The 13,074-nt window shown below is 43.1% G+C and carries 7 protein-coding genes and 1 pseudogene; 5 read left to right on the top strand and 3 right to left on the bottom strand.

What is annotated here, in order from left to right; all coding sequences use genetic code 11:
- Positions 1 to 66: 66 nt before the first annotated feature.
- The 5 genes and pseudogenes from lpxC (at position 67) to ACOQOA_RS16950 (ending at position 7,278) form a co-directional block, all read left to right on the top strand.
- Positions 67 to 1,035 carry a UDP-3-O-acyl-N-acetylglucosamine deacetylase gene (gene lpxC, locus ACOQOA_RS16970; protein WP_420549783.1) on the top strand — a complete coding sequence of 323 codons (969 nt, stop codon included), beginning with the start codon at positions 67 to 69 and terminating at the stop codon, positions 1,033 to 1,035.
- 212 nt (positions 1,036 to 1,247) lie between these two features.
- Positions 1,248 to 2,057 (top strand): outer membrane protein assembly factor BamD, encoded by an 810-nt coding sequence (locus ACOQOA_RS16965; protein WP_420549782.1) that lies wholly within the window; start codon positions 1,248 to 1,250, stop codon positions 2,055 to 2,057.
- Positions 2,058 to 2,097: 40 nt separating this feature from the next.
- A complete protein-coding gene (gene recN / locus ACOQOA_RS16960) occupies positions 2,098 to 3,765 on the top strand; it encodes a DNA repair protein RecN (protein WP_420549781.1) in 1,668 nt (555 codons plus the stop codon).
- Position 3,766: 1 nt separating this feature from the next.
- Positions 3,767 to 5,848, top strand: a pseudogene (gene ligA / locus ACOQOA_RS16955) (NAD-dependent DNA ligase LigA); the annotation flags it as partial.
- A 131-nt stretch (positions 5,849 to 5,979) separates the two neighbouring features.
- The gene (locus ACOQOA_RS16950) at positions 5,980 to 7,278 is read left to right on the top strand and encodes a S8 family serine peptidase (protein WP_420549780.1); all 1,299 of its coding nucleotides are present in this window, start codon (positions 5,980 to 5,982) and stop codon (positions 7,276 to 7,278) included.
- A gap of 29 nt (positions 7,279 to 7,307) precedes the next feature.
- Here ACOQOA_RS16950 and ACOQOA_RS16945 read toward each other — a convergent pair whose 3' ends face one another.
- The 3 genes from ACOQOA_RS16945 to ACOQOA_RS16935 form a co-directional block, all read right to left on the bottom strand.
- Positions 7,308 to 9,311 (bottom strand): aminopeptidase P family protein, encoded by a 2,004-nt coding sequence (locus ACOQOA_RS16945; protein ID WP_420549779.1) that lies wholly within the window; start codon positions 9,309 to 9,311, stop codon positions 7,308 to 7,310.
- Between the two features lie 359 nt (positions 9,312 to 9,670).
- Entirely contained in the window at positions 9,671 to 10,561 is an 891-nt protein-coding gene (locus ACOQOA_RS16940) for a 50S ribosomal protein L11 methyltransferase (protein ID WP_420549778.1), read from the bottom strand.
- A gap of 35 nt (positions 10,562 to 10,596) precedes the next feature.
- On the bottom strand, positions 10,597 to 12,996 hold the full coding sequence (locus ACOQOA_RS16935; protein WP_420549777.1) for an ATP-dependent helicase: 2,400 nt from the start codon (positions 12,994 to 12,996) through the stop codon (positions 10,597 to 10,599).
- Positions 12,997 to 13,074: the final 78 nt, after the last annotated feature.

Here is a 13,074-nt window from a genome sequence, read left to right as displayed (position 1 = left end):
AAATGAGAAAAGAACCTAATCCGTTCATAGTCTCATTATTAAAAAGAATATTGGAAGGCAGCAGACATGCTCGACGGAATGAACACAACAAATAATTCTGAAGCTGGGTTTGGAAACCGCAAATCTACATTGCGCTTAAACCAAACGACGCTGAAGAATACCATTCATTGCAATGGTGTTGGTCTGCATTCTGGTGCTAACATCACATTAACAATGAAACCTGCTGCTGCGAATTCCGGTGTTACCTTCATCCGTACAGACGTTGAAGAAGGTAAAGGCGAAATCAAAGCACGTTACGATCTTGTATCTGACACACGTCTTTGTACAAAAATTACCAATGAATATGATGTATCGGTTGGCACTGTTGAACATTTAATGGCAGCAGTAGCTGGTTGTGGCTTAGATAACGTTGATATTGAATTAGATGGCCCTGAAGTTCCTGTAATGGATGGTAGTTCTGAACCTTTCGTATTCTTAATTGAATGCGCGGGCTTGTTAGATCAACATGCTGCACGTCAAGTGGTGGTTGTTAAGAAAGAAGTATCTGTTCAAAATGGTGATTCTGTTGCTTCTTTAAAACCAGCTGATGATTACACAATCAGCCTAGCAATCGATTTTGAAAGTAAAGCGATTGGTAAACAAGAAAAATATATCAGTGTTTCTGCAGCAAGCTTTAAGAATGATATTTCCCGTGCACGTACATTTGGCTCTGTCCAAGATGTTGAAATGCTACGACAAATGGGTTTGGCACGTGGTGCAAGTTTAGATAACGCCGTTGGCCTTGATGGTGACCGTGTAATGAATGAAGAAGGCCTTCGTTTTGATGATGAATTTGTACGTCACAAAATTTTAGATTGCATCGGTGATCTATCTTTGGCTGGTGCGACATTGATGGGCCAATTCATTGGCTATAAAGGTGGTCACGCTTTGAATAACGCTCTATTGCGTGAACTATTCGCAGATGAAAATAACTGGGAACTTGTAAACGCGGCTGAGTTCACTCCTGCCCCTGCATTGTTACAAGCTGCTGATTAAACGTCTTAAAACGACTTCAGTTTATTATGAACCTGATCAAATGTCATTGATCAGGTTTTATTTTACCTAAAAACATAAAAATATGCCCGCAGAGACTCCCAATCTTCAGAATCTGATAGTATCCTCTGCTAAATTTGCCTATATAGAAACTTCACTTCGAAAATACACACCAACGTAATTCTGTTGGTATCCAAGGATGAGATAAAAGATCAATGTGGGATTTGCCTCGTAAACTATTCCTCGCCGTTGCTATGGTTACTAGCCTTTTACTTGCTGGCTGCGGTGGTTCTGAAGAAGAACCTTATGTAGAACGTCCAGTTGAAGAGCTATACAACGATGCGATGAATTTGCTGGCCGAAGGTGAGTATAAACTCTCTATTGCTGCTTTTAACGAAGTTGATCGCCAACATCCTTATTCTATTTGGGCAACAAAAGCTCAATTGATGACAGCCTACGTATATTATCTACGCGATGATTATGATGAATCCATCTTGGCAATTGATCGCTTCATTGAACTACATCCAGGTAACAAAGACACGCCTTACGCATATTATCTTCGTGCCATCGTGTATTATGAGCAAATTGTGGACATTGACCGGGATCAGCGTATTACACTTCTTGCTATGCAAGCCCTACAAGACGTATTACGTCGTTATCCTGACACCGCATATGCCCGTGACACTAAATTGAAAATCGATCTAACCCGTGATCATTTAGCTGGCAAGGAAATGGCGATTGGTCGTTATTATCTGGAACGTCGCGAATATGCAGCTGCAATTAACCGTTTTAAAAACGTGGTAAAAGATTATCAAACAACCACCCATATTCAAGAAGCGTTACATCGTCTTGTTGAATCATACCTTTCCTTAGGCATTAATTACGAAGCAGAACAAGCTGCTGCAGTATTGGGACATAACTTCCCTGCCAGCAAATGGTATGAAAAAAGCTATGCTTTGGTTCAAGGTATAAGTCCTGAGATTAACGAATCTTGGTATGAAGAAGTTTGGAATTGGGTATTTTAATCTGAAAAATTGTAGAAAGAGATAGAGAAGTCATAGAACCATGCTAACCGACCTTTCAATACGTGATGTGGTACTTATTGATAAGCTGGATCTTAGCTTTCATAAAAGCCTGTCTGTATTAACAGGTGAAACTGGCGCAGGTAAATCTATCTTACTCGACTCTCTTGGTTTGGCCTTGGGCGCAAGAGCGGAAGCACGTCTTGTGAGACATGGTTGTGAACAAGCTGTGGTAACCGCGAGCTTTGATCTACCTGATCTTCATCCTGCTTATAGTATTATGGCTGAACATGGTATCGATTGTGACGGTCAACTGATTTTGCGTCGTATGTTATCCGCCGATGGTCGTAGTCGCGCCTATGCCAATGATCAGCCCGTTAGCGTTGGGCTTTTGAGACAACTGGGTGACACCTTAGTCGAAGTTCAAGGACAATTTGATCAACATGGTCTTATGGATTCAACCACGCATATTGATGTGTTGGATAGTTTTGCAGCAACCTTGCAAAAGCGCCTTGATTGCGCGAGCGCCTATAGTGAATGGAAAAAAGCGTCCAAAGCCTTAAAACAAGCACGTGAAGATGCAGAAAAAGCGCGCGAAGACGAGGCATATCTGCGTCATACCCTAGATGAAATGGAACGTTTCGCCCCGGTTGATGGGGAAGAAGAAGAATTAGATAAAGAGCGCTCTTTTTTACAAAATGCCGAAAAGTTAACCGATGCCATCCGTTCAGCTCTTGCAAGTCTGGATCATAAAGGTGGGGCGGATGACAAACTTCGTGATGCGCAAAAATCTTTAGATCGTATTGCTGATAAAGCCGATGGTAAATTAGATGAAGCGATCGCAACATTGGACCGTGCTAATGCAGAGATGATGGAAGCGATTAATATCCTCAATCAGGTTGGCCATGATGTCACATCAAATGACATGCGCCTAAATGATGTGGAAGAGCGTTTATTCGAATTACGCGATCTTGCAAGAAAACATAATGTTCAACCGCATGAGTTACCATCAGTATTAGAACGTTTACGCCAAAGCCTAGCCCTGATTGATGATACCGCGAATAATATGCAGGCTCTTGAAGAAAAGGTTGCAGCTTCAAAAGCGCGTTATCTTAAGATTGCAAATTTATTGACCGAAACACGGGTTAAGAAAGCCGCGGAACTAAACGACGCTGTCAACAGTGAGCTACCGCCATTAAAATTGGAAAAAGCGCGTTTTGAAACAACTATTATTGAGCTGGAAGAAAAAGAATGGACTGCCTTTGGTAAGGATAAAATTGCCTTTCAAATCGCAACGAATCCTGGCGCCCCTGCTGGCCCGTTAAATAAGGTGGCGTCCGGTGGTGAATTAAGCCGTTTTCTTTTAGCGTTGAAGGTCAGCTTGGCTGAAACCGGTGCAACACCTTCTCTTGTCTTCGACGAAGTTGACGCTGGTGTTGGCGGTGCTACTGCAGCTGCAATCGGTGAAAGACTTCATAAGCTTGCACAACGCGTCCAAATTCTTGTTGTGACCCACTCGCCACAAGTGGCTGCACGTGGATTAGCACATTTACAAGTCGCTAAATCCATGCGTGGCGAAGCCATGGTGACCGCAGTGTCACAATTAACCGAAGACCAACGATTGGAAGAAGTTGCCCGGATGCTATCGGGAGCTGAGATAACCAACGAAGCGCGGGCAGCCGCGGCAAAATTACTGGAAAGCAATAAATAAAATGAGTGCATCTCCTTTCGCATCTTTGGCTGTTGAGGATTTATCTTCTGAACAGGCCAAACAGGAACTGCTATTTTTAGCACAAGAAATCTCCCTGCATGATAAATTATATCATGGGAATGACGCACCTGTTATTTCAGACGGCGAATATGATGCCCTGCGTAAACGCAACGAAGCCGTTGAAGAACACTTTCCAGAATTGATTTTGGAAAACAGCCCTTCGAAAAACGTTGGTGCAACACCCGTTTCCGGCTTTTCAAAAGTTACTCATGCTCGTCCAATGCTATCCTTGGGAAATGCTTTTGCAGATGAAGATGTTACTGACTTTTTAGACCGTGTACGTCGTTTCCTCGGCTTAACAGATAGTGAACCTGTTGAAGTTATGGCAGAACCCAAAATTGATGGCTTATCTGCAAGTCTTAGATATGAAAATCGGAAATTTGTTCGAGGAGCTACCCGTGGGGATGGAGCTGTTGGCGAAGATATCACCCAGAACCTTATGACTTTGGACGATATTCCTAAAACTTTACCTGATGATGCACCAGATGTGGTGGAAATTCGTGGCGAAGTTTACATGGCACGTGAAGATTTCTTTTCTCTCAATAAGTCCCAAGAAGAAAAAGGCGAAAAAATATTCGCTAACCCACGTAATGCCGCTGCAGGTAGTCTGCGCCAATTGGATAGTAAAATTACAGCCAACCGCCCTCTGCGCTTCTTTGGTTATGCGCTTGGGGATACGTCGGAACAAATCGCACCATCCGTTTCTGCTATGCGTGAACGTTTTCAAAGCTGGGGATTCCAGCTAAACCAGCCAGCAAAGTTATGCCGCAATGAGCAAGAGATACTGGATCATTATAAATTAATTGGTGAAACCCGTGCAGACCTTCCTTTCGATATTGATGGCGTGGTTTACAAGGTAAATCGCGTTGATTGGCAAGACCGTCTTGGTATGGTGAGCCGTGCACCACGTTGGGCAATTGCCCATAAGTTCCCGGCAGAACAAGCAGAAACCATCTTACGCGAAATTACAATCCAAGTCGGACGTACAGGTGCCCTCACCCCTGTAGCAGAATTGGAACCTATTACGGTTGGTGGTGTGGTCGTAAGCCGTGCGACACTGCATAATGAAGATGAACTAGGCCGAAAAGATATCCGTGTTGGTGATCATGTTATCATTCAACGTGCAGGGGATGTTATTCCGCAAGTTGTGCGGGTTAACCTTGAAAAACGTCCGGCAGATAGCGTTGCTTATGAATTCCCGCATACTTGTCCGGAATGTGGATCCCATGCAGAACGCCCTGAAGGTGAAGCTGTTCGTCGTTGTACAGGTGGGTTAATCTGTCCGGCCCAAATTGTAGAGCGTTTAAAACATTTTATTTCCCGTGATGCCTTGGATATTGATGGCTTGGGTGCCAAAAATGTGGAAGCATTCTGGAAAGATGGCCTCATCAAATCCCCAGCGGATATTTTCCGCTTGGAAGAAAAGAAACAGGAACTTCGTGATCGCGAAGGCTGGGGTGCCCAATCTGTAAAGAAACTTTTTGATGCCATTGCCAATCGCCAAGAAGTTGAACTCAATCGATTTATCTATGGCTTGGGTATAAGACAAATTGGTCAAGCGACAGCAAAGCTATTAGCTAAAAACTACCTGTCCCTCGAAAATCTGCGTCAAAATATTGAAATGGCCAAAGACGAAGAAAGTGATGCATTCGCAAATTTGAAGAATATTGATCAAATTGGCCCATCAATGATTCAGGATTTAATAGACTTCTTTACCGATGATAATAACCAAGCTTTGCTAGATGATCTTGCGTCTTTAATTGTTATCAAAGAATACGAAGTAAAAGAAACGTCATCCCCTGTTACTGGACAAACCGTTGTCTTTACAGGTACATTAGTAGAAATGACTAGAAGTGAAGCGAAAGCACGTGCCGAAGAATTAGGCGCAAAAGTATCTGGCTCTGTTTCGAAAAAAACCGATTATGTGGTTGTCGGCGCAGATGCAGGCTCTAAAGAAAAAAAAGCACGGGACCTTGGCTTAAATATCTTGTCAGAAGAGGAATGGATTGCTTTGATATCCGGAGCAACAAATAACGAAGACCCAGAAAGCACACTAGAAACAGAAAATAATTACAATAGTGCTTCTAGTCAAAATTCTGATGACCAAGGTCAGAAGGATTTATTTAGCTAATAATTTTAACCGGGGGTGGATGAATGGTTGAGATGAGATTTGGTATAAAACTTGGCTTTATTTCCGCAATTTTGTTAGGGCTGTTTACCTATATAAGCCCTTCCCCCGCATTTGCCCAAAGTACATCTTGCTGGACAATCATTACATATGATAGCGATGGTACGCCGCAAAGCGGTAGAAACTGTGTTGACCCTGTTGAAGCTGAAACCGAAAAACAGGAATCTCAAACAAAAAGACGCCAACAAAAAATCACTGAATCTGGTGAAATTATGATTGCCGATCCGCCCTTTGGGACAAAAACCAAACTGCGTCAAATGGGGTACGAAATATCAGGTAAACATCGTCTAAGCACCCTTGATATGGAAATTATCGTGGTGAAAACACCGGAAGATAAAAATCTCGCCGATGCCCTAAAAGAACTCATTGCCGCCTTCCCAAACTCTATCATTGATACAAATGATCTTATGGATTTATCTGCCAAAGCATCTGCAGAGGATATAGAACTTCCATATGACCGAAAGACTGTAGGTTGGGGGCTTGTAGACCCACAATGTGGATTTGGCTTAAAAATTGGCATGGTCGATGGCGCGGTTGATGTGAAACATCCAGCTCTGAAAAATCAACGTCTTTCATATAAAAGTTTCATCAAAAAAGATCGAAAGGCGGCAGCATATGAACATGGGACGGCAGTTGCGATTATGTTGGTTGGTGAACCAGGTGTAGACAATAACGTGGGCGGTATCTTGCCCGGGGCTAAACTTTATGCGGCGAACATATTTGAAGAACGTGCAGGCATGGTTAAAGGTAATTTGGCTGCGATGCTTCGTTCCCTTGATTGGTTTGCACAAAACAAAGTTAAAGTTGTGAATATGTCTATTGCTGGCGGTATCAACAAAATCATGAAGCTTGCCTTGAAGAAGATCGAAAAGAAAGGGATCATTATTGTTGCTGCGGCAGGTAATAATGGCTCAAAAGCAGCCCCAGTTTGGCCTGCAGCGGATCCAAGCGTTCTGGCTATCACTGCGATTGACCATCGTCTTGGTGTTTATAAATATGCAAATCAGGGAAAATACATCGATTTTGCAGCACCCGGTGTTGGTATCAAAACTTTAACACCACAGGGACCGAAATCTCAAACTGGCACTTCCTTCGCGACTCCTTATATCACAGGCATTGTGGCTCTTCATCACCAAATGGGCTTCAAAGGCAATGTCGAAGAGCTTCGCAAAAGCATGCAACGATACAGTAAGGATTTGGGTAAATCTGGTAAGGACATAACCTATGGCTGGGGTTTGGTTCGTATCAAACCAAGTTGTAGCTAAATAGCTTCCCCAACCAATATTGTTAGATTTTAAATTGAGCGCGTTGCTTCTTTTAACCACGCTTTAACATTGTCTTCATCTAGTTGAGAGCTCACTTTATCCCATACTTGCTGATGGTATTCATTCAACCATGCAACTTCTGAACTGGATAGAATTTCTTTATTCACAAGATCAAGATTAATTGGCGCAAAGGTAATCGTTTCAAAACCTAGAAGCTTCTTCTTGCCGTCTTCGCTCATACCCTTTTCGACCACAATCACCAAGTTTTCAATGCGAATACCATATTCGCTATCTTTGTAGTATCCAGGTTCATTACTCAGGATCATGCCTGGTAGTAAAGGTTGTGAGCCGGATGTGGCGATACGTTGAGGGCCTTCATGAACATTTAGATAACTCCCAACGCCATGGCCTGTCCCATGATCAAAGTCTAAACCATACTGCCACAAAGGTGCACGGGCCAGCGTATCAAGACGTGCTCCGGTGATACCCTCTGGAAATTGAGCTTGGGCAATTGCGATATGCCCTTTTAAGACCAGAGTAAACCGATCTTTCATTTCCTGTGTTGGTTCACCAACAGGCATGGTACGTGTAATATCTGTCGTACCATCCGGGTATTGTGCACCGGAATCCACAAGTAAGAGAGTACCTTTTTCCGCTACTAGATTCGTTTTCTCTGTTACTCGATAATGGCAAATTGCGCCATTAGGTCCAGCGCCAGAAATCGTATCAAAACTACTATCGCGGAAAGTTGGGTCCATACGACGGAATTCTTCTAGCTTATAAACTGCGTCCAGTTCAGTCATCGTGCCGTCATTAGAGGCATCAGGTAACCAGCTCAGGAAACGTGCAATTGCGGCACCATCGCGAATATGACATGCACGTGTCCCATTTAGTTCCACCTCATTTTTTACGGCACGTGGAATCAAGACAGGATCGGCAGCTTGTTTTATATTCGCCCCGCCTTTTTTCAAATTCTCGAATATGGCAGATGCCACAGTTGCCGGATCAGCTTGCACCACCTGCCCTGATTGACCTAATTGTTGTAACGATTTTGAAAATTCAGCAATATCTTTGATCGAAACGTTATTTCCTAGATGCTGACGCGTTGCGGGTAACATCTTACGTTCATCCACAAAAAGATCGACGGTGCCGTCTTTAAACAGGATAGAAAAGCTTAAAGGTAAAGGGCAATTTGCAACATCTTGTCCACGAATATTCAAAAGCCAGGCGATACAATCAGGTGCGGCTATTACCGCCGCATCAATATCTTTGCGACTCAAATCATCCCCAAGGCGCACGGTTTTACTTTCTGCTGTTTCTCCGGCTAATTCTACAGGGTGTTGTTGAATAGCAGATAAAGGGGCCGCAGGTTGTTGTTCCCAAATCTTATCGATAAGGTTCGTCTCAACGCTTCGCAGCTCAAATCCACCTCTTTCAGCCGCACGACGCAAAGCTTGAGCGCTATTATGGCTATGAATCCATGGATCAAAGGCAACAACATCGCCTGCTCCAAAATTTTCAACGAGCCAATCAGTATATGGATCAGAAATTAAGTGAAGATAGTCAAACACTTCTTCTGACACCTGTTGAGTGACTTGAATAGTATAACGACCATCCACGAAGATCGCAGCTTTCTTCAGACCTATAATTGCCATTCCCGCAGAACCTGCAAAACCAGTTAACCACCAAAGGCGATCAGCTTTTGTTGGGACATATTCACCTAGATATTCATCTGTACGTGGGACAAGAAATGCTGAAACACCCTCTTCTTTCATCGCTTCACGTAACTGTGACACACGTATTTCTGGTGCAGGTCCATCGGTGAAACCAGCATCATTACTTTCTTCCAGCTCTATTTTTGCAGCTTTTAGCATATTGGATAAAGCATCACTTCGATCCATTTGGATCATATCCATCCAGCTTTCATCATATCCATCAGGTGCAGCGATGACACCGCGTAATATCTGTAAGACTTCAGATTCGTTCAATTTGCACTCTAATTCATCAAATCCGGCCATGGCATTTAAGGACATTTTTATCTCCAACAGATATAAAATAAGAAAAATCTAATATATTAATTATTCATACTAATTTTAGAATTTAATGTTTAGTGTGCTGTAATAAAAGACTTAATCAAAATTAATCAACATTTCAGTTTTTAGAACAGTTTAAAAAATTAATTTTTCGTTAACGATGGGGTATTGAACTACTCAATGTTTTGGGACATATATAGCCCTATGAGTCGCCCTCCCAAGACATGCGGCTCTGTCCTTATAGGACAGCGGCCCGTTACGCACCTCCCCCCAGTGACGGGTCGCATTTATATACTGATTAAGAAAAACAGGTAGAAATTCAAATCTCCACCTGTCTTAATTTCAAAATGTTGCTATCACTATTTCCGCAATAACAAAGCAGACCAACCATCAATGCGATATCGCTTCTCCAGTGTCACATTCTGTTGACGATAAGCGCGTAAAACAGCTGTTTCCTGACTGTTTAGCAAACCTGATAGAATAATATATCCACCCGTCTCAACCCGGGATGCTAAATCCTTAGACATTTTACGAAGTGGATTTGCCAAGATATTGGCTACGATCAAATCATAGGGCGCTCTATCAGAAAGTGCGCGTTGACGGAAACCTGCTGATGTCACTGCAGTCACATAATCCTGCAACTGGTTAAGACGCGCATTATAGTTAGTCACACGCACTGCTTCTGGATCAATATCACTGGCAAATACAGGAATACGCCATGCTTTGGCCATTCCCATTGCCAAAATTCCAGTACCACATCCCAAATCCAATGGATTTTCAGGTTTAAAATATTTACTTAAGTCACTAATAGCCATTAAACAGCCCTTAGTGGTCGCATGTTCACCTGTACCAAATGCAGTTGCAGCATCAATTTTAAGAGGCCAGCTACCAGATGGTACAATGCCTTCATAAACAGAAGGATAAATAAAGAAACGCCCAGCTTCAATTTCATTAAAGCTTTTCTGATTCTCTGCAACCCAATCTTTATCCGGTAATGGTAAGCACGTGAAATCAGGTTCTTTCACACCTGCCTGAATACTTGCCAAAGCGATCGTTGAGACAAGAGAGTCATGATCAGGTAATCCATCAATATACCCCTCATAACGCCACGGTCCAATATCAGGAAGCACCTCAAATGCGGCGGCTGCAAATACGAAGTTTTCTAAAGCAGTTGCAAAGATTTCGGCTGCATCTTCCGTATCAACAAAAAGTTCCAACTTATAAATCGGCTGAGAGGCAATTGCCGTCATGCCCGGTCTCCTTAGATTATTTTTTTATTTTATTACTACGGTTGCTCTACAAATGCAGCTACGACTTTCTTAACGCCCGCGTGATCAAACTCAATGGATAAATGATCACCATCAACAGCTTTGACATTTCCCATACCAAATTTTTGATGGAAGACGCGATCCCCTTCTTTATATCCATGTCCAGATTTCGCCGAAGAGTTTTTCTTCCCTTGTCCCTTATATCTAGAGGCAGCTGTCGTGAATTGACGCCCTTGAGAAACCTGTTGCGCTTGCATCCGTTGCCAACCCGGGCCACCTGGACGCGGTGTTGAATAGTTATCAAAAGATGATCCACCACCATATCCATCAAAACTGAATTGAGATCGATCTTCCGCACGGCCGCCACCGGAACCGGAATATAAACCACGATCCACATCCACATTTAAATGTTCTTGCGGTAACTCATCAATAAATCTAGATGGAATAGCAGATTGCCATTGGCCATGGATACGACGATTAGCTGCAAACATAATATGTAAAATTTTACGCGCACGCGTAATCCCCACATAAGCCAGTCGACGTTCTTCCTCCAAACCTGCCAGACCATTTTCATCCATGGTTCGTTGACTTGGGAACAATCCTTCTTCCCAGCCCGGTAAGAATACAACATCAAATTCCAGACCTTTTGCCGCATGCAAGGTCATCAGGCTGACTTTCTCATCATTCTCACCTGATTTTTCTTCATTTTCCATCACAAGGGCAACATGTTCGAGATATTCCGCTAGATTTTCAAAGTCATCCAGCGCAACAACCATCTCTTTCAAGTTTTCAAGCTTACCCGGTGCTTCTGGTTTCTTTGATTGTTTCCAAAAATCCGTATACCCTGACTCATCTAAAATGGTTTCCGTCAATTCAATATGATCAACGCCTGCGGCTAAACTGCTCCATCGATTAAAATCATCTAGTATCTTACTCAATGCACGACGACCTGCAGGTTTCAACTCATCCGTTTCCAATAACTGAAGTCCCGCACGGTATAAGGATATATTTTCCAGACGCGATACTTGATGCATGGCTTGTAACGTTGTCTTACCAATACCACGTGCAGGCTTGTTAATAATACGTTCTAACGCCAAGTCATCATTCGGTTGATGGACCACACGTAAATAAGCCAGCGCATCACGAATTTCTTCACGTTCATAGAAACGTGCACCACCGATCACACGATAAGGAATGCCCAGAGTTATCAAGCGTTCCTCAAATTCACGGGTTTGGAAGCCTGCACGTACCAATACAGCCATCTCATTTAAAGAAAAGCCTTTACGTTGCTGATTTTCTATTTCATCACAAACATTACGTGCTTCTTCTTCGCCATCCCATACACCATGAATGGAAACTTTTTCTCCACCTTCTTCATCGGTATAGAGTGTTTTGCCTAGACGTCCTTCATTTTGCTGGATGATACCGGCTGCAGCACCAAGAATATGATCAGTGGACCGATAGTTACGTTCCAGTCGAACAACTGTTGCTCCCGGGAAATCTTTCTCGAATTTCAGGATATTACCAACTTCGGCCCCACGCCATCCATAAATTGATTGATCATCATCCCCCACACAGCAAATATTCTTGTTTTTCTGCGCAAGTAGACGAAGCCATAAATACTGACTTACGTTGGTGTCTTGATATTCATCCACCAGAATATATTGGAATAGATTTTGAAAACGTTCCAAAATTTCTGGATTCTCAGTAAACAATGTCAGGCAATGTAAAAGTAGATCACCAAAGTCAGCGGCATTTAGGGTTTTCAAACGCTCTTGGTATTGTCGATAAATTTCAACAGCTTTGCCATTTGCAATATCACCGGCCTCACCACGTCCAACTTTGTCAGGTGTCCACCCTTTATCTTTCCAGCGCTGAATAACATGAATGAGCATGCGCGCCGGCCAGCGTTTTTCATCCACATGTTCCGCGGTTAAAATCTGTTTCAACAAACGAATTTGATCATCTGTATCTAAAATAGTGAAATTACTTTCAAGTCCCACCATTTCTGCATGACGACGTAACATCTTTGTTGCTAGAGCATGGAAGGTACCAAGCCACATGCCTTCAGCAGAAGGACCTACAAGCTGTGTCACACGTTCCTTCATCTCTTTCGCAGCCTTATTGGTAAAGGTTACGACTAACATCTGATAAGGACGCGCCCGTTGTGTATGGAGGATATTTGCCAAACGTGTGGTCAAGACACGTGTTTTACCTGTTCCTGCCCCGGCAAGAACCAAAACAGGGCCATCCATTGCATCAACGGCTGTGCGTTGCGCATCATTTAATCCATCCAGCCAAGCAGGAGGTGGTGCCTCAACCGCAAAACGGGAAGGTGGCGGAGGTGGTGCGGGACGTCCAGCTACGGAAGGGAAGCCGAGATCGTCTTCATCATCGAAATCAAGTGGATCAGACATAGGCTGAATATACTTGCCTGCCCCAAAACTTCCAGCATGAAATCCAGCTATATTGACTCTTTTTGAAATATTTTAATG

The organism is Curvivirga sp., from assembly GCF_965219885.1.
Taxonomy (GTDB): domain Bacteria; phylum Pseudomonadota; class Alphaproteobacteria; order UBA8366; family Aestuariispiraceae; genus Curvivirga.
Note: the sequence above shows the minus strand (reverse complement) of the source record. Positions and strands in the feature narration are given on the sequence as shown.